This is a genomic window from Streptomyces sp. Je 1-332 (genome assembly GCF_040730185.1).
GTDB lineage: Bacteria > Actinomycetota > Actinomycetes > Streptomycetales > Streptomycetaceae > Streptomyces.
The window spans coordinates 8,040,283-8,063,198 of record NZ_CP160402.1; the positions used below are offsets into that span (position 1 = coordinate 8,040,283).

Below are 22,916 nucleotides of genomic sequence, written 5' to 3' on the forward strand. Positions count from 1 at the left end.
CGTGCCATCGGCTCCGTCCCAGGGACATCAGCGGCCACCACCGGCCGCACGAGGAAGAAGGAGAAGCCAGCATGGCGATTCAGCGGATGGACAATGTCGGCATCGTCGTCGAGGACATGGACGCGGCCATCGCGTTCTTCGTGGAACTCGGTATGGAGCTGGAGGGCAGGGCGGAGGTTCAAGGCCCCGTCGCCGACAAGTGCACCGGCCTCGACGGCGTCCACTGTGACATCGCGATGGTCCGCACTCCGGACGGACACAGCCGGCTCGAGCTGTCGAAGTACCGCAGCCCCGCGGCGATCAGCGCCGGGCCGCGCAACCAACCGCACAACATTCTGGGCACGCACCGCGTCATGTTCGCCGTCGACGACCTCGAGGACACCGTTGACCGCCTGCGCCCGCACGGCGCCGAAGTCCTCGGAGAGATCGCCCGGTTCGAGGACAGCTATCTGCTCTGCTATGTCCGCGGCCCCGAGGGCATCATCGTAGGACTGGCCGAGCAACTGGACTGAGACCGGGGACGATCCCACCAGGCCGCGTTGTTCCGCATGAGCGTGTACTTAGCGTGTACTTTTCGAGCGGCCTCCCGGAGTCTGTTCGCGTGGACTCACCGTTGACCACCTATCTGCTTCCCGCCGTGCTCGCCGTGATCATGTTCGGCCTCGGGCTCGGTCTGACCGTGGCCGACTTCCGAAGGATCGCGGCGTATCCGCGGGCCGTGGCCGTGGCGCTCGTCTGTCAGCTGGTGCTGCTGCCCGCCATCTGTCTGGGTCTGGTGCTCGCCTTCGACCTGAGCCCCGCGCTGGCCGTCGGCATGATGCTGCTCGCGGCGTCTCCCGGCGGCACAATGGCGAACATCTTCAGTCATCTCTTCGGAGGTGACGTCGCCCTCAACGTCACGCTGACCGCGATCAACTCGGTCATCGCCGTCGTCACGCTGCCGATCGTCGTGAACCTCTCCCTCGACCACTTCATGAGCGGCACGGACGAAGCGCTGGGCCTGCGCTTCGACAAGACGTTGCAGGTCTTTCTCGTCGTGCTGGTGCCGGTCGGGGCCGGGATGCTGGTGAGGCGCCGGCGGCCGGACTTCGCCGAGCGCGCCACCGGGGCGGTCAAGGTGACGGCCGTGGCGGCGCTCGTCGGCATCATCATCGCGGCGCTCGCCGCCGAGCGGAACAACGTGCTCGACTACCTCGCCGACGTCGGCCTCGTCGTCTCCCTCTTCGCCGCCATATCCCTCACCGTCGGTTACGGTGCGACCCGGCTGGCCCGCGGCGATCACCGGCAGTCCGTCGCCACCTGCTTCGAGATCGGCATGCACAACACGACGCTGTCGATGGCGATCGCCCTGAGCCCCTCGCTTCTCGACAGCACCCGGATGGCCATTCCCTCGGCGGTCTACGCGGTGCTCATGTTCGTCATGGCCCTGACCGCGGGTTTCCTGCTGCGCCGCATGGCTCCGGACCTGCGGGGGAACGCGTCAGGGCGGCAGGTCACCGAGCGGCGGTGAAACTGAGGATCTCGCGCGCCACGGCACCGGGGTTCTCCTCAGCGAGCCAGTGCCCCGACTTCGGAATCTCGACGGCGCGTGTGACGTTGCGCAGCATCGGCGTCAGGGTCGGCCGGGTGGCGGCGAGCGAGCCGGTCGCCGTGAGGAGGAGGGTGGGGGTGTCCGTGGGCGTGGCGGCGGCGTTGTCCCGCTCGTCCCTGTCCAGGCTCCGGTAGAGCTCGAACCCCGCGTGCCGCGCGTCCGGACGCCCGTAGGTGCGGACGTACTCGTCGGTCTCCGCCTCGGTGAAGGGCGGCTCGGTCCTCGTTCCGCCGAAGGCCGTTCCGCCGTAAGCGACTTGAGTGGTGAAGGTCGTGAAGTACTCACGCATGTCGTTCCGGTCGTCGACGAGTCTTTCGGGTATTGCCTGCTGGCTGTTGAAGGCCATGTGCCAGGAGAACGTCCGGTACTTGGCGGCGGGAAGCCTTCGTCCGGGGAGCGGATAGTCCATGTGTACATAGGAGTTGACCTGCCGAGGGAACTGCGAGACGTATTGGGCGCCGACTCCGGCACCCAGGTCGTGTGCCACCAAGTCGAACCTGTCGAGTCCGATGCGATCACGCAGCAGTTCGTGGACGTGACGGGCCAGCGTCTTCTTGTCGAAGCTCGCCGGGTTTCCCCTGCTGTCGCCGAGGCCGGGCAGGTCGAGCGCGTACACGGTGTGATGGCGGGCGAGCGCAGGCATGACCTTGCGCCACTCGTACCAGGTCTGCGGCCAGCCGTGCAGCAGCACCAGAGCCGGCCCCTCGCCGCCCGTGACGTAGTGCATGCGCACGCCGCGCACCGTCGCGAACTTGTGCCTGAACGTCGCGTTGAACCCCGCGTCGTGCTCCGTCGCGGCGTCGTACGCCGTCGCCTTCCCGGTGGTGGAGGCGGAGTTGGAGGCAGAGTTGGAGGCAGAGGTGGAGGCGGAGGTGGAGGCGGCGGTCAGGGGAGTGGCGAGTGAGAGAGCCAGGGCGCCGGTCAGCAGAAGCACGCGTCGGCGATGGGGGTGCCTCGTGTTCGGAGTGAGTGTCATGGTGCGATCCTCGAAGAGATCCTTGCGGAACTGCACGCACTTTTGCAGACTTGCAAAACGCATATCAGGTGCCCACGCGGCAGTGGAGGTGTCGGCCGGTGACGGAAGACCAGGCGGTACTGGAGAACGTCGGGCCGAGGCTGCGGGGCTTCCGGCAGGCCCTCGGCCTGACGCTCGCCACTCTGGCGGAGCGCACAGGGCTCACGCAGAGCACCATCTCGCGACTCGAACGCGGGCACATCCGCCCGACTCTGGAACAGCTCCTGCCCCTCGCCCGCGCCTACGCCGTGCCGCTCGACGAGCTCGTAGCCGCGCCGTCCACCGGCGACCCGCGGGTCCACCTGCGCCCCTTTCACAAGGACGGGCTGACCTTCGTGCCGCTGGGCGTGAAGACGGGTGGCATGCGCGCGTACAAGGTGATCTACCCCCCACTGTCGACACTCCCGGTACCGCGATTCCACACGCATCCAGGCCGGGAGTGGTTCTACGTGCTGCACGGGACGGTCCAACTCGTCCTGACCGACACCCGGACAGAGTTGACGGCGGGCGAAGCCGCGGAGTTCGACACAGCGGCTCCGCACTGGATCGGCAACGCCCGGGATGACACACCGGCGGAGACCATCGCCATCTACGGGCAGCAAGGCGAGCGCGTGCACGTCACCGACGTCTGACACATCGTCTGACACATGAAGATGGCTGCTGCTGAGGTTCTCGGCCTAGGGTGACAGCGTCGCTCAGCGGCACCGCACCCTGGCCACGCCAACCGGCGGCCCCGGGCCGCACCGCGACAGCGGACTGACGGAAGGAACCTGCGTGCGCAGACTCGTCTACTACGTCGCCACCACTCTCGATGGCTTCATCGCCGGCCCGGACGGCGCGGACCCCACCGGACCGAACGGCTTCTGGCCTCTACAGGAGGACTACATACAACACCTCGTCGCCGAGTACCCGGAGACGTTGCCCGTTCAGGCCCGGCAGGCACTGTCCGTCACGGCGGAGGGCACGCGCTTCGATACTGTCCTCGAGGGCCGGCGCAGCTACGAGATCGGTCTCGCGGCCGGAATCAACGACGCCTTTCCCCACCTGCGGCATCTGGTGTTCTCCCGAACCCTGACCGAGGTCCCCGCCTCGGCCGTCGAGCTGGTTGCCGACAACGCGGTCGCGGCCGTGCGGGAGTTGAAGCAACAAGACGGCAAGGACATCTGGCTGCTCGGCGGCGCCGAGCTGGCCGGCTCCCTGTATGCGGAGATCGACACGCTGATCCTCAAAGTCGGCCCGCTGACCATTGGCGACGGGATCCCGCTGTTCTCCCGCAAGGCCTCCTTCGACCCGCGCACCTGGACCCTCGAGGACCAGACCGTCCTCAAGAGCGGCGCGGTCTTCCTGACGTACGGGCGCGGCGTCACCAGCTGAGCGACGCGACCAAGGGTTTCGTTTTCACGATGGTGGTGATGTCTCGCACCATCGGTACCGGATAGCCTGACGGCGCATCAAAGTGCTGTGCGAGGTGGGCGAGGAGGGCCTGTCGTGACATCCAGGGGTAAACGACGCGTCATCGCCGACCGTTTGGGCATCCAGGCCGAGGCCGCGGAATGGTGCACGCTCGACAAGATTCCCGCGCCCCCCGCCGATGTGCTCCAGGCGGCCGGGTCACCGCGGCTCCGGCCGGGGCGAATGCCCATCTTGGAGATGCTCGGAACGGCGCTCATCTCACCGTTCATCCTGATCGGGTGGTTGCTGACGCCGCTGGACGGCGCGCACGAGGCGGTCATGCGAGCCCTCTCCACCAGCAAGAGAGAGAGGGAGCGGCGCCGGGAGAAGCACGCCGACGACGAGCGGCGTGAGGCTCTCATCGTCGAGCAGGGGCTCGACCGCGTCTTCGACGGCAACTGGCAGGGGGCCGCGGGGCAGTTCCTGCTGCGCTGGTACACCCACTCCACCTGCGACGCGCGCCTCGTCGTCATCACCCAGGACGGCATCGTCCTGGCCGCTCCGCCCGTGCGAGGAGTCATGGACCGCGAGAAGCGCATGAACGTCGTCGCCAGGCTCGCCCCCGAAGAGGCGAGCCTGGCCGACCCCTTCCCCTACGAGTACGAGACACGGATGCTGCTCCTGAGCTTCCGCGACGGGACGTGGCTGCGGATCGAGGCGGGGGACACCCACAGCGACCTGCACAAGTACCTGCTCCGAGGACCGCAGAAATCCGACGTCTAACAAACCCGCTCCGGCGGCGCTCCGGCTTCCAACCGCCGGACGAACCCCAGGAGTTCTTCTTGGCTCGTGAAGAGCTCCACCTCCGGGATGTCTCCCTCGAAGTACACGAAGTAGATGAAGTCGTGGTGCCTACGAGGACCGTCGCCATCACAAGTTCACCCTGAGCGTTATCAGTTGCCGCACCTGAAGTGGCGTTGGAGCGTTGCAGGATGATTGCATCCATCGCGCACCTCAGTGACCCGCACATCGCAACCGGCCCACTGGCCGGCGCTCCCGCTGAAGGGCTGACCCGGGCACTCTGCCGTATCCTCACGCTCGACCCGCAGCCTGACTGCGTGGTCATCACCGGGGACCTGGTCGATCGTGCCACCCCGGCGAGCTACCGGGCGCTGCGCGAGGTGATCGACCGCTTCCCCCTGCCGCTGCATTTGGTGGCAGGCAACCACGACGATCACCGAGTGCTGCTGGGGGAGTTCGCCGGCTCACGCTTCCTGGATGCCGGAGCGCAGGCACACTACGCGGTGGACTACCCCACGTTCACCCTCGTCGTCCTGGACTCGTCGGTCCCCCAGTCACCCGGCGGCCGCCTGGGTGACTCGCAGTTGGCGTGGCTTGACGGGGTCCTCGCTCGCAGGCCGGAACTCCCGGCGGTTGTCTGCCTGCACCACCCGCCGATCGCGGTCGGCATCCCGTTCTTCGACGGGATGCGCTTGGACGACGGCGAGGACCTGGCCGATCTGCTCACCCGGCACGGCAATGTCGCCCGGGTTCTGGCGGGCCATGTGCACCGCCCCATCACCGCCGCGTTCGCGGGCAGCGTCCTTGCCACGGCTCCCAGCACCCACCTGCAAAGTGGCCTGGCCCTCCGCGGCGGCGTACCCAACTACCTCCCGGAGCCGACGTCCTTCCTCCTCCACCTCCTCAGCGGACCCTCCTGCATCACCCACACCGTCTCCGTCAGTCACGCCGCAGCACCCATCGCCCACTTCTGAGAAGCCGGGTGTGGCTGCCGCTGAACCGGAGGGTTGTTCAGATACTCGGTCGTGAACCGGCGGGTAGCTTGGCAGACTGCTTGCTATGAGCAACTCGTACGCGCAGGCGGTGCTGAGGACGACGAATGTCGCCGAGGCACTGCGAGTCGCCGGGCGGCTGCTTGCCCTTGCCGACACCGGGGGCCTCGAAGTCGACTTCGAAGCACTCGTCTCCACCACCCGTGAGCTGGAGCGGTTGACCAAAGTCATGCCGGATGCCGACTGGTGGTCCTACGGGGCCGACCGCCATGGCTCCTCGCGCACGGGTGACTCCCCGTCGGACTGCTCCCGATCTTCATGAGCAGGTGGTGCATGGCCCCGGAAACAGTGGAGGAGTTCCTGGCTGCGGCAGGGGACGTCCCGGCCATGGTCCGCTGGGATTTCAGTGGCTGGCCCGAGGCTCCGGAGGTCGGCCTCGGTCGCGGGGGCTCCAAAGGCGCTTACTTGACGGTGTGTGTGAATGCCCGCGACCTCAACCTCGAGGAGCCTGCGCCTGACCACACGGTGTATGTCCACGTGAAGCAGGTCGAAGCCCGACGGGCAGCGTGGCTGGCGGCACGAGTCGGCCTGGGGGCCATCGGCGAGTTGCAGATGGCACCTCTCTGAGCCTGCCGGAACGGCCTCTTGAAGCGTGTCACTCACCTGGGCATTGGTGGTCCGCAAGACCTGGACCAGGAGACGCTGGACGCCTACTGCGCCACCGGCTCCCTGCGCCGGGCAGCCGACCTCTGCCCCCTGCACCACAGCAGCCTCGCCCGTCGGCTCGAACGGATCGGCAAGATCCTGGACTTCGACAGCACCGAGCCCACCAGCCTGATCCGAGCGGGGCTCGCGCTCACCGCTTGGCGGCTGCTGCTCGACGACGTATGACCGGTCATGGAGCGGACACAAGAGTGTTTCCGAGACTAGGAGGCCGGGGTGTTCGAAGGGTTCACGGCGACGCAGGTCGATGTCGGGGAAGCGCGCATCTTCGTCCGGTTCGGTGGGGACGGCCCGCCAGTGGTGCTGCTGCACGGCCATCCCCGCACCTCGGCGACGTGGCACCGGGTCGCTCCCCTGCTCGTACGAGCCGGCCGCACGGTAATCTGCCCGGATCTGCGGGGATACGGGCGCTCCCGAGGGCCGGCCTTTACGGCGGATCACGCGGGCTATTCCAAGCGCGCGGTCGCCGCGGACGTGGTGGCCGTGATGCGGCACCTCGGACATCATCGGTTCGCACTGGTCGGGCACGACCGCGGCGGGAGCGTGGCACTGCGCCTCGCGCTCGACCATCCCGAGGCCGTCTCGCGGTTGGTCTTCGCCGACTGCCTGCCGTTGACGGAGCATCTGTCGCGAGTCACCGCCGATTTCGCCACCCAGTGGTGGCACTGGTTCTTCTTCGCGCAACCGGCCATTCCCGAGCGAGTCATCACCGCCGATCCCGACAGTTGGTACGTCGGCGACCCGGAGGCAATGGGACAGGAGAACTACGACGAGTGGCGGCAGGCCACACGCAACCCCGACGTGGTGCGGTCCATGCTCGAGGACTATCGCGCCGGCCTCACCGTCGACCGACGACACGAGGAGGTCGACCGCGCCGCCGGTGCACGCGTCGGCTGTCCGACGCTGGTCCTCTGGTCGCTTCAGGACGACCTGGAGGAGCTGTACGGAGATCCCCGCGCGATCTGGCGCCGGTGGGCGCACGACGTCCGCGGTCACGGCATCGACTCCCGGCACCACGTCGCCGAACAGGCGCCCGAAGCGCTGGCCTCCGCACTCGTAGGTTTCCTTCGGTCGGGCCCAGACCCCCAGTAGCGGCCGTTCAGGGGCGGTCCCGAGCATGTTCGCCGTCCCGCGCCCAGTGACGGTTCGTAGCGTTTCCCCCTCGCGCCTTGTGCACTGTGGCGCACGACCCGTGGTCTTCGGCGCCTCTAGCCTCGCCGCATCGGCGCGACCACGAGAATGACCGAGGAGCGGCACCTGTGAACTGGCTGATCCATGACTACCGCGAGAGCGATCTCGCTGCAGTGGTCCACCTGATGGACACCACGGCCGAGCTCGGCCAGGAATCCGTCTTCTCCGTGGCGGAGTGCATCAGTGCTCTGACGTCCCGCCAGCCCGGTGTCGTCGCGGTCCACCAGGGTGTGCCGATCGGGATGGCCCTCGGCTGTGTGGCCGGGGAGCGGGCCTGGGTGATGCGGATCGCGATTGCCCCGGCCTGGCGCGGGCGGGGCCTGGCCAGCGCGCTTCTGGTCGAGCTCGAGCGCCGCCTGGTCGCCGCACGGGTCGGCCGGATCGCCTATGTCCTGCCGGAGGAGGACTTGTTCGGTGACGGACTGCTCAACGCGGGCTACACCCGCCGGCCTGCCGTCGCCTACTTCGAGAAGGTCGAGCCGGTGCACGGCCCCGCCGCCAGTCTTCTCGACGACCTCGGCGGCCGACTGCTGCCCGGTGATCTGTGGGCCAAGGTCGTCGGCATGGAGCGTGAGAAGGATCTGATCGAGCGGCGGGTCGTGCTACCGCTCGCCGAGCCGGAGCGCGCGGCGCGCCACGGTGTGCGCCCGCCGCGGGCGGTGGGTCTGTTCGGCCCGCCGGGTACCGGCAAGACGACCTTCGCGCGCGCGATCGCCTCGCGGCTGGGCTGGCCGTTCGTGGAGATCCTGCCCTCGCGGCTCGCTGACGGGGGCAATCTGGCGGCGGCGCTGCGCTCCGCGTTCGCAGCCATCGCCGAGCTGGAACGAGTCCTGGTCTTCATCGACGAGGTCGAGGAGATCGCCCCGGTGCGCCAGGAACCGGCGCAGCCCGGCGGGATGCACGGGGTGACCAACGAACTGCTCAAGCTCATTCCGGGCTTCCGGGAGCGCGACGAGCGGCTCCTGATCTGTGCGACGAACTCGATCCGCTCCCTGGATCCGGCCTTCCTGCGCCCCGGCCGGTTCGACTACCTGATCCCGATCGGTACGCCGGACAAGGCGGCCCGCGCGGCGATCTGGGAGCGCTACACCGACGGCAGACCGGAGGTGGACATCGACGAACTGGTGGCAGCGAGCGACCAGTTCACGCCTGCCGACATCGAGCACGCCGCGCGGATCGCCGCCCAGAACTCCTTCGAGCGCGACCTGGCCTCGGTCGGCGTCTCGGCCGCCGGGCAGCGCGCCGCCGCGGAGGCACTGCCGGGCGCGAGCACGGCCGGCTACCTGGAGGCGATCGCCCAGTGCCGCCCTACGGTGACGCCTCAGATGGTCGACCAGTTCGAGTCCGACATCACCACACACGCCCGGTTCTGATCAGGCGCGAGCCCCCGGAGACCTCGTCGGCCTCCGGGGGCTCTTGCCTGCGTGCGCTGTCCCCCTGGGTGTCAGTTCCGCATGCCGTCGAAGCGCGACGCCCAGTACGCCGTCCGGTCCAGATAGGCGGTCTCCGCCGCCTCACCCGTCTTTCCGTACGCTCCTTCGAAGGTCAGATAGCCGTGACCGGCCGGCGGCGATCCGTCGGCGGGCTCGATGGAACTTCCCTCGTGCCACTCGTTGAAGGACGTCACCGACACCCAGGCCGGCGAGCCGCCGATGGCCGGGTCCAGGGCGTTGTTCCACTGCTTGTCGTACGCCGTTCCGTTCGCGCGGTCCAGGGTGGGAGTGGTGTTGCCCGGGACCGCCCGGTCGTCGATGTACCCGGGTGCGACCGACGGGGCCCAGATCAAGTCGTGGGCACGGGCGTAGTCACCGGCCTGCTTCCAGCCGGGGGCGGTCGCCCCCGCGATCCCGTCGTACGTGTACATCCCGGAGAAGTGCGCGATCTTCGTGGTGTCGGTCGTCTGAGCGAGCACGATGTTGTTGTCCGTCACCTCGTCGAGCGCCGTCCAGTCGGTGATCCGCAGGCTTTCGAAGACGTAGAACGCGGGCTTGTCGCCGTGCTCGGCGGAACGGTGGAAGGCGGGATGGCTGCCGTAGGTGTCGTTGATGTACTGGATGTCGGACACCGTGGAGGCCGCGGTGCGCCCCGAGTACGGCTCCAGGTGCCAGGCCACCTTGACGCCCTCCTTGGCCGCCGCGTCCAGGACGCCCTTGGCGAGCTGGTCCTCGTAACCGTCACGGCCCCACCAGCTGTAGACGATGACCCCGGCGCCTGACTTCCTCACCCACTTCATGTGCTGGGCGACGGCGCCCTGCATGTCTCCGGAGTCGTACGCGCCGAGTGCCGGGTAGTAGTCGGCGCCGACGTCGTCGGGCGGCGTGTGTCCGCCCTGGGGCCAGTGGCGCCAACTCCCGTTGAGGGACGGGCTTCCGTACCACGGGTAGTAGAAGAGATGGACGTTCTGCGATCCCTCCTCGGCGGCGGCCTTCTTGGCCGGCCGGGTATCGCGGTGGGTGCAGTCGCCGGGCGCCTGCCCCGCGGCCCAGCGGACCGCGCCCAGCAGCAGGGTGCGGAAGTCGGGGTCTGCGTACGACTCCGCGGTGTGACCGAGACCGGTGTAGAAGGAACGGCCCTGGCCCTGCGCATGGCACCACGTGATGGGGTGGTCACCCGCCATCTCTCCGCCGCTGTAGGTCGATTCGTCCAGACTCTGCAGGACGTGGACGCCGGAGCGGGGGTTGGCGCGGTAGTTGTACCACTCGTCGGTACGGGTCCAGGTGGCACCGAGGTGAGAGGTCGCCGGGTGGGTGCGGTCCTCGTTGACCACGGTGGCCTGCTGAATGGCGGGATGGCTCTTGAACCAGGCCCCGACGAGCTGCCCGTAGTACGGCCAGTCGTACTCGGTGTCGGCCGCCGCGTGCGCCCCGACGTAACCGCCGCCGGAGTCGACGTACGACTGCAGGGCGTCCTGCTGGGCGCTGTTGAGGACATCTCCCGTGGTGCTGAGGAAGACGACGGCCTCGTATCCGGAGAGGTTGTCCGGGCTGAAGGCCGTGGCGTCCTCGGTGGCCGTGACGGTGAAGCCCTGCTCCTGGCCGAGGCCGCGCAGGGCGTCGATGCCGGCCGGGATCGAGTCATGACGGAAGCCCGCCGTCTTGGAGAAGACGAGGACGTCATAGGGGGCGGTGTTCACTCGGGCGTCGGCCTCCTCCGTGGACGCGGCCCGCGCGGACCCGCTCGACGCGCTGATCGGCACGGTCAGAGCGGCGGCCAGTGCGAGGACGAGAGCGGCGGGTGCGCGGCCCAGCCGCCTCGACACTCTACGCATGCTGCTCATGGTCGGCGCCCCTTCTGCGTGGCCGTGGCGAGGGTGAACGCGTCGACGTCGAAGAGGTTGCCCTGACCGCTCGGGCCCTTGAAGACGAGCACGAGGTCCGTGGTCCCCGACGGCGCTGCGGAGAGGTTCGTCGTCACGTCCTGGAAGTTCTCCCAGCCGCCCGTCACCGGCACGGCCACCGAGCCGAGCTGGGCACCGGTCGGTGAACCGGCGCGGATCTCGATGGTGCCCCCGGCGCCGCCCGAGGAGATGCGGGCGGTGAACGACTTCGCGTCGCCGAGTGCGTAGGGCTTGAAGGAGATCCAGTCGCCGTCGTCGGTGAAGCCGACGGTGTTGGCGCCTTCCGCGTTGCCGTGCCCGGCGATCTGGATGCCTGACTGGGCGGTGAAGTGCTCGGCCTGGCGGTGGCGCGGCTGCAGGGTTCGGCGGTGGTGCGTGGTCAGGCCCGCCGTGTCCGTGTACTCGGCGTCGAAGACCCCGTACAGATTCGCCGCGCTGTCGTGCTCGCCGTCGGCCGGCACGGTGATGCTGCCGCTGCAGCCGTTCTTGGACGTGATGGCGTGCGAGTGGCTGTCGTGCCCGAGGAGATAGGTGACCTTGACCTTCGCGCAGTCGATCGCGCCGTCCTCCGGATCGCTCACCGAGACCTCGAAGGGCACCGTGTCGCCGAAGGAGAACAGCTTTCCGTCAGGCGGCTGTCGGAGGGAGACCGTGGGTGCGGTGTTGCCCGCGGTCACCACGAGGCTGGCGCTGCCGGTCAGGCCCTCGGGTTCCTTGACGGTGAGCGTCGGCCGGTAGGTCCCCTTCGTGGTGTACGTGTGGGACGGGTTGGCCTGGATCGATGTGGACCCGTCGCCGAAGTCCCAGGAGTAGCTGAGGGATTGACCCTCGGGATCGGAGCTTCCGGCGGAGGAGAACTGCGCGGTGAGCGGCACGGCGCCGGAGGTCTTGTCCGCGGCGGCCTTGGCTATCGGGCTGCGGTTGGAACCGCCGAGGTATTCGATGCGGTAGAGGGCCTGGTTGTTGCTCCCGGTGCCGTAGTCGAGTACGTACAGGGCGCCGTCCGGGCCGAAGTCGCTGTCCATGACCTGGGTGCCGGTCCACGGGAAGTCCTCGATGGTGCCCCGGGATCCGTCGGACTTCACCTCGATCGACTTGATCCATTTGCGGCCGTACTCGGTGGCGAGGAAGCGGCCGTCGAGGGACTGCGGGAACTTCACGGACGACTCGAGATCCGGGTCGTAGCGGTAGACCTCGCCGCCCATCGGGGACTCGGAGCCGCTGCCCAGCTCGGGCGGCGACCCTTCCCAGCCGTACTTGATCCAACTCGACTGCGCGGCGGGCAACTTGGCCTGGCCGGTGTTACGGAACGAGTCGTTGGCAGGGCCACCCGCACAGTCGTACTTGGCCCCGGACGGTCCGCTGGGGAAGGTGTACGCGTTGTATGTCTCGGCGCTGGTGTTCGTGCCGGTGCAGTACGGCCAACCGAAGTTGCCCGGGGCGGTGATGCGGTCGAACTCCACCTGGCCGCCGGGTCCGCGGTTGGCGTCGCCGCCGCCCGCGTCGGGTCCGTAGTCACCCAGGTAGACGATGCCGGTCTTCTTGTCGACGCTCATCCGGAACGGGTTGCGAAAGCCCATCGCGTAGATCTCGGGCCGGGTCTTCGCGGTGCCGGGGGCGAAGAGATTCCCGGCGGGGACGGTGTAGCCGCCGTCTGCGGTCGGCTTGATGCGCAGCACCTTGCCCCGCAGGTCGTTGGTGTTGCCGGAGGAGCGCTGGGCGTCGAACTGCGGGTTGCGGTCGGTCCGTTCGTCGATGGGCGCGTAGCCGGAGGAGTCGAACGGATTGGTGTCGTCACCTGTGCTGAGATACAGGTTCCCGGCCGCGTCGAAGTCGATGTCCCCGCCGACATGGCAGCACTGGCCGCGATCGTTGGCGACTTCGAGTACGACCTTCTCGCTGGCCATGTCGAGGGTGTTGTCGGACTTGAGCGTGAACCGGGAGAGATTCAGATGCCCTTTCCACCGCTCGAATTCGGCGGCGCTCCCGGTGGCCGGCGCGTCACCTGACGGGGTGTCGAGCTTGGGGGAGTAGTAGACGTACACGTGGCGGCTCGAGGCGAAGTCCGGGGCGGCGGATATGCCTTGCAGCCCCTCCTCGTCGTGGGTGTAGACGTCCAGTTTTCCGGCCTGGCTGGTGTTCCCGGTGGGGTCGGTGTATCTGACCGTGCCGTCACGGGCGGTGTGCAGAACAGAACGGTCGGGCAGCACGGTGAGAGACATCGCCTCGCCCAACTCCGCACCGCCGGTGGCGAGTTGGACCTGCTGGTAGTCAGCAGCCGGGATGTCCCGGACATCCGCGCCCGCACTGGCGGCCGTGGTGACGGTGAGCCCGGACAGTGTGAGCGCGAGTGCGGTGAGCAACTTGAGCCCTGTACGAGGGCGTGGGGACATGGGGCATCCTCCTGACGCTTGGGGGCGTGTCAGGCAGGGCGCGCGCCGGCCGCGCTGGCTGCGGTGATGGAGAAGTGCTGGGGAGGTGCTGGGGAGGTGCGAGCGCGTACTGAAGTACGGAGTGACATGCCGATGCCGCATACATGAATTACGCATTCGGCACAGGAAATTGCATAGAAATGCGAGTGCTTTGCATCCTGGCGATCCGTCGCCAATTTGTCAAGGCCGTGTCAAAATGCGGCCGTTGAATCCTTTCTCCAGAGGTCTTGACAACTCGATTGGTCTGGACCAACTTTACGCACAGTAGCGGTGGCCACCGGCTCTCACCTTCTACCGTCGCTTCTCCCTGGAGGCATTTCCATGGACCGTGTACGTAAGGGCAGACCCGGCGTTCGCCACAGGATAGGAGCGGCTATCGCCGTCGGTGCGGCTGCCGCGCTCGCCGTCACCGGGCTCGCCGCGCCCGCGCAGTCGGCGGACGCTGGGGCAGCTGCGGCGAAGGCGGCGGACGTCAACGTCGCCAAGAACGCCGGGTTCGAGTCGGACCTGAGCAACTGGACGTGCACCGCGAGCAGCGGTGCCATTGTCGCCTCGCCCGTGCACGGCGGCGCGAAGGCACTCAAGGCCACCCCCTCGGGTCAGGGCAACGCCGAGTGTTCCCAGATCGTTTCGGTCAAGCCCAACTCCACGTACAAGCTGAGCAGTTGGGTGCAGGGTAGTTACGCCTACCTGGGCGCCCGCGGCTCGGGAACCACCGATGTGTCGACCTGGACGCCGGGCAACTCGTCCTGGCAGCAGCTCTCCACCAGTTTCACCACCGGGGCGAACACCACGTCGGTCACCGTGTACACCCACGGCTGGTACGGGCAGAGCGCGTACTACGTGGATGACGTGAGCGTCCTCGGTCCCGACGGGGGCGGCGGCACCGACCCGGTGGAGATACCGGCGGTGCCGGCCGGTCTCAAGGCCGGTACGCCGACGTCCACGTCGGTGGACCTGTCCTGGACCCCGGTCTCCGCGGCCACCGGATACACCATCTACCGCGACGGCACCAAGGTCGCCTCGGCCGGCGGCGCCTCCGCGACCATCTCCGGACTCACGCCGGAGACCACCTACAGCTTTCAGGTGAGCGCCTCGAACGCGGCGGGGGAGTCCGCGAAGTCCACGTCCGTGTCCGTACGGACCGCCAAGGGCGGCGGCGGAGACGGTGGCCCCGTGCCCAAGCACGCGCTGACCGGCTACTGGCAGAACTTCGACAACGGCGCGACCGTGCAGAAGCTGCGGGACGTTTCCTCGCAGTACGACATCATCGCCGTCTCCTTCGCCGACGCCACCACCACGCCGGGCCAGATCACCTTCAACCTCGACCCGGCCGTCGGCTACTCCTCCACCGCCGACTTCAAGGCGGACATCGCCGCGAAGAAGGCCGCGGGCAAGTCAGTGATCCTCTCGGTCGGCGGGGAGAAGGGCACCATCTCGGTCAACAGTGACGCTTCCGCGACGGCGTTCGCCGACAGTGCCTACGCGCTGATGCAGGAGTACGGGTTCAACGGCGTCGACATCGACCTGGAGAACGGCCTCAACCCCACCTACATGACCAAGGCGCTGCGCCAGCTCTCCGCGAAGGCGGGCCCGAACATGGTGCTCACGATGGCGCCGCAGACCATCGACATGCAGTCAACATCGGGCGGGTACTTCCAGACGGCGCTGAACGTGAAGGACATCCTCACGGTCGTCAACATGCAGTACTACAACAGCGGTTCGATGCTGGGGTGTGACGGCAAGGTCTACAGCCAGGGCAGCGTGGACTTCCTGACCGCGCTCGCCTGCATCCAGCTGGAGGGTGGCCTCGATCCCTCGCAGGTCGGCATCGGCGTCCCGGCGTCGACGCGCGGTGCGGGCAGCGGTTACGTGGCTCCTTCGGTCGTGAACAACGCCCTCGACTGCCTGACCCGTGGCACCGGCTGCGGCTCCTTCAAGCCGTCCAGGACCTACCCGTCCTTGCGTGGCGCCATGACGTGGTCCACGAACTGGGACGCGACAGCGGGCAACGCGTGGTCGAACTCCGTCGGCCCGAAGGTGCACAGTCTCCCGTAGCGAACGGCCTCACGAGGCAGTCGGGCCGAGCTGACCGCAACTGCCGTTACACGTAGCCGGACTGGCGGCTCGGCCCTCTGTGAGGAGGGCCGGGCCTCATCACCCGCGGGGTGGAACCGCGGGGGCTGTGAAGTGCTTGCAGAACGGGAGATTCGAGGTGTCCGCGCCTCGAAAGTGCGCCAGGAGCAATTGGCAGTACTCACGGTCGCGTTCAAGGTGGACGAGATGGTCGGCTTCGTCGATCGTGACGAAAGTTCCGTTCGGGTAGGCGGAAGCCAGGCGGTGCCCCTGCGCGGGTGGCGTAAAGGTGTCGTGTTCGCCGGTGAAGACCATGGTGGGTACGTCTGAAGCGGCGTCAGTGTGGATCACCTCGGTCGTCCACAGACGGCGGGTGTTGTGGATGATCTTCTCCCGGGTGTCTGTCGTCGCTTTCGACAGCTGATGGGTCAGCACGCGTCGGACAGCGCGGAGCCGCTGGACGCGGCACCCTTCGTCCGAGCAGGTGAGCCGGTCGGTGGCAACCCGTGCGAAGTGCTGGATGTCGCCGCGGGTGAGCGCAGCGGTCGTCTCCTGGAGGTCCAGCCTGTCCGCACGAGTCAGGGCACAAGCCGCGCCGCCCAACGCCATACGCACGATGGCCTGCGACCGGCGCTGCCCCAAGCGGTGGGCGATCAGCGAGCCGTAGGAGCAGCCGACGACGTTCACACGGGCGGCCCCGAGGTGCTGGAGCGCACGCTCCACGGCTTGCGCCAGGAAATCGACGCCGTAGCGGTCCGGCAGAGTATCGGCGCGACCCCACCCCGGCAGATCCAGCGTGATCACGCTCGCATGCGGCAAAAGCGCCCTCTCCTGCCTCTGCCATGCGTACATGTCCTGGAAGGCGCCGCCGAGAAATACCACAGGGTCCAGTGATGGCTTTTCCGACGTCACCATCCGGCAGTAGTAGGAAAACCCTGCGTGGCGCAGATGCTGAAGAATCTCTTGGGGCACAGATCTGCAACGACATGGCGCACCTGAGGGCACGACGCATGTGCGCCGGCACGGTGACGTACGGCTAGGTGCGCCTCGTGAAGATGGCAGCGGGGCGCCGAACAGGTGAAAGCGAGTGCAATACGCGTAGGGGAGAGGTCCGCAGGCAAGCAGCCCAGTAACCGACGGAGACGGTAACCGACGGAGACGGTAACCGACGGAGGCAGTAACCGGCGGAGACAGTAATCGTCGGAGACAGCAGCCGCGCAGACGAGAGGTGCAATCGTGTACGACATGCTGGCGCACGTACTGATCAGCGAGTTCGAAATCGACGCCGACAGGATTCAGCCGGACACCAGGCTGAGCAGTCTGGACCTCGACTCCCTGTCCCTGGCCGAGCTGGCGGTCATCGTGCAGGAGGAAGCCGGTCTGGAGAACGTGGAGGACGTCGACCCGGACAGCACACTCAAAGAGCTGGCAGACAAGTTCGCTGCGGGTGCGGGTGCGGGTGCGGGTGCGGGTGCGGGTGCGGGTGCGGGTGCGGCTGCGCCTGCGCCTGCTGCTGCGGAAAATCCTCGTGCACAGGCAACGGCCTGAGAGGATCTGCCCGTGACACGCTCGCGTGACGTGGCCATCACCGGCATCGGCATGCTGACGCCGGGTGGCCGGACGGCGGATGCCACCTGGCAGGCCGTGTGTCAGGGCCGCAGCCTGGCCCGCACCGACCCCGAGTTGGCGGGTCTGCCGGTCGACATCTCCTGCCGCGTCGACGAGTTCGACCCCGACGCTGTGTACGGGCGGCGCCTCGCCCGTCGCCTGGACCGCTTTGCTCACCTCGTCCTGACCACCGCACGCCAGGCCGTCACTGACGCCAAGCTGGATCCGGCGTCCTGGGAGTCAGGCCGCGTCGGAGTTATTCTGGGCGTCGGAAGCAACAGCCTGGAGACCTATGAGCGAGAGTTCACTTCGCTCGGACGGGGCCGGCCCACTGCCGTCTCGCCGCTGGCCCTGCCGCGCAGCTTGCCGAACATGGTCGCCGGCGAGGTAGCGCTGTTCCTGGGTGCGCGCGGGCCCAACTTCACCGTGTCCAGTGCTTGTGCTTCAGGGGCGGCAGCGATCGGCGTCGGCCGCGAGATGTTGCTCTCCGGGGCCTGCGATGTCGTCCTGGTCGGAGGCACGGAGTCCGGGCGGAGCCGGATGTCGGCAACCTGCTTTGCCCAGATGCAGGCTCTGTCCCGCCGCACCGACGACCCCGCCGCCGCTTCCCGTCCCTTCGATACTGAACGCGACGGACTCGTTCTCTCCGAAGGGGCCGCCGTTCTCGTCATGGAGCGCCCCGAACATGCGCAGCAACGCGGCGCCCAGGTCCGCGCCCTGCTGCGCGGCTACGGCTCCAGCGCCGACGCCCACCATCCCGTAGCGCCGCATCCGCAGGGCGAGGGAGCCGAGCAAGCCATGCGCGCCGCCCTGTCGGACGCTGGTTGCGGCATCGGCGACGTCGATCATGTCAACGCGCACGGGACGTCAACTCCCGTCGGTGACACCGCTGAAGCGCTCGCCCTCCTGCGGCTGTTCCGCGGAGCTCCTCCGGCCGTGACAGCGACCAAGAGCGTCCTGGGCCACGCCATGAGCGCGTCTGCGGCCATCGAGGCCGCCTTGACCGTACTGGCCCTGGAGCACCAGGCCATCCCCCCGACCGCCAACCTCCGTCAGCAGGCGCCGGGCAGAGAACTCGACATCGTCACCGATCGTCCCCGTCCTGCGGCGCTCGGCGTCGCGCTGTCCAACTCCTTCGGCTTCGGTGGACAGAACTCCGTGCTGGTTCTCGCCACTCCCTGACCGGACATTCGCGGCCGCCGTGCACCCGTGGCCGCCGTGCACCCGTGGCCGCCGTGCACCCGTGGCCGGCGTGCCACCCGTGGCCCGGCGGCCCTCGGCGCGCCACGCGCACAGTCATCCTCATACTCAAGACCTGCTTCGAAAACTCGCTCCAGGGGCCCGATGGAACTCACCCGGGGCGAGCGGCGAAGGAGTGGTGAAAGCAAGCCCAAGCCTTCGAAGCAAGTTCCCCTGAACGAGAGGAGCCCCGATGACCGTCGAGCCAGGCGTCCGTGCGGCGGCGGAGAGTGATGCCTCGGTGATAGCGCGGTCCCGGGACGAGCCCGAGGCCTTCGCCGTGCTCTTCGACCGATACGCGGAAGCGGTCCATCGTTACCTGGCTCGTAGGCTCGGCGGTGAGCCGGCCGACGACCTGATGGCGGATACCTTCACCACCGCGTTCCAGCAACGGCACCGGTACGACCCCTCGCGGGCCACGGGCGACGGCGCAAGGCCCTGGCTGTTCGGCATAGCGACCAACCTGGTCGGCCGACACCGGCGGGCCGAGGCGCGCCGTTTCAAGGCCCTGGCCCGCCTGCCGGCTCCGGCCGACCACGAGGAACCGCTGGCCGACCGTGCCGCGGCCCGGGTGGGGGCGCAGGCCGTGGGCCGCGAGCTGGCGGCGGCGCTGGCCGCCCTGCCCGCGCGGCACCGGGATGTGCTGCTCCTGGTGGCGTGGGGAGGCCTTGGTTACGAGGAAGTGGCCCAGGCGCTGGATGTCCCCATCGGCACCGTCAGATCACGGCTGCACCGGGCTCGCGGCAAGCTACGCGAAGCGCTGGGCGGATCCGACCCGACGACACTGCGAGGTATCCGACCATGACTGACGAACTCGAACTCCTGCGGGACTGGGACGCGGACGCGGCCCCGCTCACCGAAACGGCCCGAGCGAAGGCCCGCCACCGCCTGCTGAACACGATGGCGCGCACGGAGCGGAACACCGACGCAGCCCCCAGCCGCCGCCACGCGCTGCGCCTCGCGACAGCCGTCGTGGCCGCCGCGGCGGTGACGGGAACGGCGATACTGATCGCCGAGGGCGCCGACGAGGGCGATCGCCGCGACCGAGCCGAGCGCCGATCGAGTACGGAGACCCCGCGGATGGGCAACGTCAGCGCCGCAACGGTGCTGAACGGGGCGGCAGTTCAGATCGGAAAGCACGAGAAGACGGTGGCGCCGCGCGACGACCAGTTCATCTACTCGAAGCGGATCATCAAGGAGACGGAACGCAGGACCGGCGAGGTCAAGACCTACGAGGACGTGAACTGGGACTCGGTGGACGGCTCCAAGCGCTCCTTGACCATGGAGCTCGGCCGGGTGATCTGGGAGGAGCCCTTGGGGAAGGGCGAGGGTGTGTGGCCGCCCCGGGAGTGGAGCAAGCTCAAGAAGCTGCCCACCGACCCGAAGAAGCTGATACCGAAGATCATCGGTGTCGGCACGTCCAGCAAGCCGCTCAGCGACTTCACCCCACACGACTGGTACGACGCCCACTTCATGCTCGGCGAACTCCTGAAGTGGCCGGTGCTGCCCGAGGGGCTGCGTCCCGCCGCGTACGAGGCGATGGCGCTGGCGCCGGGGGTCAGAGCGATACCGGGGGTGAAGGACTCCGCCGGGCGCACCGGGGTGGGGATCTCCTACCCCAAGAGTCCGTTCGCGCAGGGCAAGTACCTCATCTTCGATGCGGAAACCTACGAGTTCCTCGGCTTCCGGGACGAGCGGACTTCGGCGTCCGGCGACAAGACGTACACCCAGCTGTCACACGTGGTGGACTGGGCGATAGTCGACCGACTGAGGCAGCGCCCCTAGCCACGGCGGGCGCCGCTGGCCACGGCGGGCGCGTCTGGCCACGGCGGGCGCGCCTGGCCACGGCGGGAGGGGCATCATCAGGAACGTGGCAAACCGGCGTTGAGGAGATCGGCGCCCAACTGCGTGAGGGTGTGCCGGACTTGCTGGCGCACCCGCACGCTGGCCACCAGCCCTGCGCTGCGCAGTACCGCCGCATGCTCACTGGCCGATGACAGCGAAACACCGGCGTGCCGCGCCAGTTCGGAGGTGGTGCGGGGGTCTTGCAGTGTCTGCAGCACCGCGGCCCGGGTGTGCCCCAGCAGCGGCGCCAGCCTGAAGTGTGGCGTGCTCGCCTCCTCCGGCACAGGTGGGCAGGCGGGGTAGACCAGAACGGGCAGCAACTGTTCGTCCAGGAGCGCCACGGGTGTACGGCGGCAGAAGTACGAAGGGACGAGCAGTAGCCCGCGCCCGCCCAGGTGCACGTCCCTGTCGACCGGATACTCGGCGGAGAGCACGGAGGACTGCCAGCTCAGCATGGGCCCGAAGGTGTGCAGCATGGCCTCGGTCCCTGCGCGGCACTGCATCCCGGTGCGGTACTGGCGGTCGGCCTCGACGCGGGCGGCGATGTCTGGCCACCGGGGCCCCAGGACGTACGAGTGGTACCGGCGCAGGGCCCGGCCCACCCCGTGCAGCGCGGTTACTTCGCCGTCGGCGAGGCGTCGTGTCCAGGAGGGCAGCGGGTTGTGCTGCGCCAGCAGGGAGAGCTCGTCGCGCAGGCGGCTCTTGGGGGTGGACAGTACGGCGTCGATCCCGCTCTCCAGGCCGCCCGACGCTGCCGCGGGGGTGAGGAAATCCGGGAAATAGCCGCGGGCCGGCATCAGCGGAGTCAGTGCGCTCATCATGTGCCGCCGGTCGTGACATGTCCGCTCGGCGTGGCCGGCCTGGGCCCTCCCTCGTCCTTCGCGGAGTTGGTGCATGCTCAGGACGATCTCCCACAGAGGGTCCGGGCCGTCGGCGACCCGGGTTCGTGACAGATCTCCCACAGTGAAGTGCATACGCAGCACGGTTTCCCCCGATGGTCCGCTACGGCGTTGTCTTGATGTGAGCCGCCGATCCTGGTCAGGGCTCGGCGCTGTGTCGCGCGCGGGCGGTCACTGTAACGCTAGAAGTCACCGCGGCCAGGGGCCAATGTGCACGGTGCTCAATTCCGGGCGGTGGTTGTGCACGTTGCTCAGATGGCTCGCGCCGCGGCGATGCGCAGGGCGTGGACGACGTCGTGGGTGCCGGTGCTGGTGGTGAGCAGATCGAGGCCCAGGGCGGCCTCGGCGGTCCGCAGGTGTGCGCGGACCGTGTTGCGGCTGATGTCCATGCGGGAAGCGGCTTGCTGGGCGTCGGCGTTGGCGTCGATCCATGTCTGGAGGGTGCGGCGGTGGCGGTCCTGCAGAGGGCGCAGGATCGTCTGGGCCCAGGCAGCGGCGGACTCGGAGCTCAGCAGGTCGGCCAGAGCGGGCGGCCGTTGGGGGCCGGGCTCGGCGGGTGGGCAGGAGCTGGTGAGAGTGAGAGCCAGGTGGACGTCGGCGCGGGAGCGGACGTCGGTAAGGTCCTGCCCGAGAGCTTGCTGTGCACGTCTGAGATGCGCGGTGACGGTGTTGCGGCTGAGGCCGAGCAGACGGGCCACGCCGGAGCGGGGCATGGTTATGGCGAGGCGGGTGATGTCGGCGCTGTTCTTGGGGGCGGCGTCCAGCGGCCGAAGAAACGCACGGGCCCAGGCGAGGGCCGGCTGAGGGGGAAGAATGCCCGTCAGAGATGTCTGACCGTGGTGGTAAGCCACACGGTCGGCCGTGGTGCGGGCGGAGGCCAACGCGTGGGTGGCCTGCGTGTAGGCCTCGGCTGTCGCGTGCAGGGGCTGTACATCGCTGACGCCCAGCGCGTAGCGCGGGTTGTCGCGGACGAGACGGCGCAGTACGTCACCCAGAGCGGGCCCCGGGCTACTGGCGCCGGTGTCGCCGTCGCCGTCGGCGCCGTCGTCCTCGGCGATGAGGCAGATCAAGTGCTCCTTGAACACGGGGCAGTGCACCATCAGGGCCGTCCCCTGGTAGCCGGAAGGGTCCTGATGGGTCTGGGCGATCTCGTCACGGTCGGCCGATGGGCAGCGCAGCAGATGGACGCGCAGCCGGTCGGCGTCGAGCAGCGGGGGAACGGTCCCGGTCGTCATCCGGCGTGCCAGCAGCGGTCCTCCTGCCAGCAGCCCGTGCAGTACGGCGAACCGCAACTGCCGCGCCTTGTCCTGGTAGCCGCGCCGATTTCGGTCGCCGGCCTCAGCATGGCGCAGCAAGGTCAGCACGCTGCCTGTGTGCGACGTCAGCGCGACGGTCTGCGACGTTGGCTCCGCACGGGAGACCACCACCAGAACAGCGCGAGGACCGTGTGGCCCCAGCGCCTCACAGCGCACATGCAGTGCTTCGGCCTCTGTCGCGGCCGCGGCCAGGTGCCCATCGGAAAGGCGCGCGACCATCCCGGCGAGCGGGGCCAGCACCCTGCGCGGAAAATCTGCCGTGGACGACTCCACCGTGACCGCGTCCTCCGCGATCACCGCGGCGTCGAGGCCGGTCTGCCGGTGCAGCCAGTCGAGCAATCTGCCGACGCCCGGCCCGGCCTCGCAGGATGCCTGCCGCCTCACCTCACGCAGCAGACCGCCCAGTTGACCTTCCCACCCGCGCCCCTCGTCACGCTCCACGGCCCCGCCCCTCTGCCG

Annotated in this window: 20 protein-coding genes and 1 pseudogene; 15 read left to right on the forward strand and 6 right to left on the reverse strand. The window is 68.5% G+C overall.

Annotated elements, in window-relative coordinates; translation table 11 throughout:
• The first annotated feature begins 71 nt into the window (after window positions 1-71).
• Both ABXJ52_RS36310 and ABXJ52_RS36315 read left to right on the forward strand, forming a co-directional pair.
• Complete coding sequence (locus tag ABXJ52_RS36310; protein WP_367048309.1) at window positions 72-512, forward strand: VOC family protein; 441 nt, start codon at window positions 72-74, stop codon at window positions 510-512.
• A gap of 53 nt (window positions 513-565) precedes the next feature.
• On the forward strand, window positions 566-1,510 hold the full coding sequence (locus tag ABXJ52_RS36315; protein ID WP_367048311.1) for a bile acid:sodium symporter family protein: 945 nt from the start codon (window positions 566-568) through the stop codon (window positions 1,508-1,510).
• On the opposite strand, the gene ABXJ52_RS36320 is transcribed toward ABXJ52_RS36315, so the two are convergent.
• On the reverse strand, window positions 1,494-2,567 hold the full coding sequence (locus ABXJ52_RS36320) for an alpha/beta fold hydrolase (RefSeq protein ID WP_367048313.1): 1,074 nt from the start codon (window positions 2,565-2,567) through the stop codon (window positions 1,494-1,496). The genes ABXJ52_RS36315 and ABXJ52_RS36320 overlap by 17 nt on opposite strands.
• 98 nt (window positions 2,568-2,665) lie before the next feature.
• Between ABXJ52_RS36320 and ABXJ52_RS36325 the strand changes: the two genes are divergently transcribed.
• From ABXJ52_RS36325 to ABXJ52_RS36360, 8 genes and pseudogenes are all read left to right on the forward strand, one after another.
• Complete coding sequence (locus ABXJ52_RS36325) at window positions 2,666-3,238, forward strand: helix-turn-helix domain-containing protein (RefSeq protein WP_367048315.1); 573 nt, start codon at window positions 2,666-2,668, stop codon at window positions 3,236-3,238.
• A gap of 142 nt (window positions 3,239-3,380) precedes the next feature.
• Window positions 3,381-3,980, forward strand: coding sequence for a dihydrofolate reductase family protein (locus tag ABXJ52_RS36330; RefSeq protein ID WP_367048317.1), 600 nt, complete (start codon window positions 3,381-3,383; stop codon window positions 3,978-3,980).
• A gap of 114 nt (window positions 3,981-4,094) precedes the next feature.
• Window positions 4,095-4,781 carry a hypothetical protein gene (locus ABXJ52_RS36335; RefSeq protein ID WP_367048319.1) on the forward strand — a complete coding sequence of 229 codons (687 nt, stop codon included), beginning with the start codon at window positions 4,095-4,097 and terminating at the stop codon, window positions 4,779-4,781.
• Window positions 4,782-4,990: 209 nt separating this feature from the next.
• Window positions 4,991-5,773, forward strand: coding sequence for a phosphodiesterase (locus tag ABXJ52_RS36340; protein WP_367048321.1), 783 nt, complete (start codon window positions 4,991-4,993; stop codon window positions 5,771-5,773).
• Window positions 5,774-5,858: 85 nt separating this feature from the next.
• Entirely contained in the window at window positions 5,859-6,113 is a 255-nt protein-coding gene (locus tag ABXJ52_RS36345; protein WP_367048322.1) for a hypothetical protein, read from the forward strand.
• A gap of 356 nt (window positions 6,114-6,469) precedes the next feature.
• A pseudogene (locus tag ABXJ52_RS36350) lies at window positions 6,470-6,682 on the forward strand (helix-turn-helix domain-containing protein); the annotation flags it as partial.
• 48 nt (window positions 6,683-6,730) lie between these two features.
• Window positions 6,731-7,606 carry an alpha/beta hydrolase gene (locus ABXJ52_RS36355; RefSeq protein WP_367048324.1) on the forward strand — a complete coding sequence of 292 codons (876 nt, stop codon included), beginning with the start codon at window positions 6,731-6,733 and terminating at the stop codon, window positions 7,604-7,606.
• A gap of 167 nt (window positions 7,607-7,773) precedes the next feature.
• The gene (locus ABXJ52_RS36360; RefSeq protein WP_367048326.1) at window positions 7,774-9,078 is read left to right on the forward strand and encodes a bifunctional GNAT family N-acetyltransferase/ATP-binding protein; all 1,305 of its coding nucleotides are present in this window, start codon (window positions 7,774-7,776) and stop codon (window positions 9,076-9,078) included.
• A 71-nt stretch (window positions 9,079-9,149) separates the two neighbouring features.
• Here ABXJ52_RS36360 and ABXJ52_RS36365 read toward each other — a convergent pair whose 3' ends face one another.
• Window positions 9,150-10,973, reverse strand: a complete 1,824-nt coding sequence (locus tag ABXJ52_RS36365; protein ID WP_367049481.1) for a ThuA domain-containing protein — start codon at window positions 10,971-10,973, stop codon at window positions 9,150-9,152.
• Window positions 10,974-10,978: 5 nt separating this feature from the next.
• Window positions 10,979-13,435 (reverse strand): carbohydrate-binding protein, encoded by a 2,457-nt coding sequence (locus ABXJ52_RS36370; protein ID WP_367048328.1) that lies wholly within the window; start codon window positions 13,433-13,435, stop codon window positions 10,979-10,981.
• Between the two features lie 360 nt (window positions 13,436-13,795).
• On the opposite strand from ABXJ52_RS36370, the gene ABXJ52_RS36375 reads away from it, so the two are divergent.
• A complete protein-coding gene (locus tag ABXJ52_RS36375) occupies window positions 13,796-15,532 on the forward strand; it encodes a glycoside hydrolase family 18 protein (RefSeq protein WP_367048330.1) in 1,737 nt (578 codons plus the stop codon).
• Window positions 15,533-15,631: 99 nt separating this feature from the next.
• Here ABXJ52_RS36375 and ABXJ52_RS36380 read toward each other — a convergent pair whose 3' ends face one another.
• Complete coding sequence (locus ABXJ52_RS36380) at window positions 15,632-16,465, reverse strand: alpha/beta hydrolase (RefSeq protein WP_367048332.1); 834 nt, start codon at window positions 16,463-16,465, stop codon at window positions 15,632-15,634.
• Window positions 16,466-16,795: 330 nt separating this feature from the next.
• Between ABXJ52_RS36380 and ABXJ52_RS36385 the strand changes: the two genes are divergently transcribed.
• The 4 genes from ABXJ52_RS36385 (at window position 16,796) to ABXJ52_RS36400 (ending at window position 20,182) form a co-directional block, all read left to right on the forward strand.
• Window positions 16,796-17,098, forward strand: a complete 303-nt coding sequence (locus tag ABXJ52_RS36385) for a phosphopantetheine-binding protein (RefSeq protein ID WP_367049482.1) — start codon at window positions 16,796-16,798, stop codon at window positions 17,096-17,098.
• A gap of 12 nt (window positions 17,099-17,110) precedes the next feature.
• Entirely contained in the window at window positions 17,111-18,340 is a 1,230-nt protein-coding gene (locus tag ABXJ52_RS36390) for a beta-ketoacyl-[acyl-carrier-protein] synthase family protein (protein ID WP_367048334.1), read from the forward strand.
• Between the two features lie 250 nt (window positions 18,341-18,590).
• Window positions 18,591-19,202 (forward strand): RNA polymerase sigma factor, encoded by a 612-nt coding sequence (locus tag ABXJ52_RS36395; RefSeq protein WP_367048335.1) that lies wholly within the window; start codon window positions 18,591-18,593, stop codon window positions 19,200-19,202.
• A complete protein-coding gene (locus ABXJ52_RS36400; RefSeq protein WP_367048337.1) occupies window positions 19,199-20,182 on the forward strand; it encodes a CU044_5270 family protein in 984 nt (327 codons plus the stop codon). The genes ABXJ52_RS36395 and ABXJ52_RS36400 overlap by 4 nt, the downstream gene beginning before the upstream one ends.
• 77 nt (window positions 20,183-20,259) lie before the next feature.
• Here the strand turns inward: ABXJ52_RS36400 and ABXJ52_RS36405 are convergent, their stop codons facing one another.
• Together ABXJ52_RS36405 and ABXJ52_RS36410 are read right to left on the reverse strand one after the other, a co-directional pair.
• The gene (locus ABXJ52_RS36405) at window positions 20,260-21,216 is read right to left on the reverse strand and encodes a winged helix-turn-helix domain-containing protein (protein ID WP_367048339.1); all 957 of its coding nucleotides are present in this window, start codon (window positions 21,214-21,216) and stop codon (window positions 20,260-20,262) included.
• A gap of 176 nt (window positions 21,217-21,392) precedes the next feature.
• Window positions 21,393-22,898: a helix-turn-helix domain-containing protein gene (locus ABXJ52_RS36410; RefSeq protein ID WP_367048341.1), complete on the reverse strand. Its 1,506-nt coding sequence runs from the start codon at window positions 22,896-22,898 to the stop codon at window positions 21,393-21,395.
• Between the last annotated feature and the right edge of the window lie 18 nt (window positions 22,899-22,916).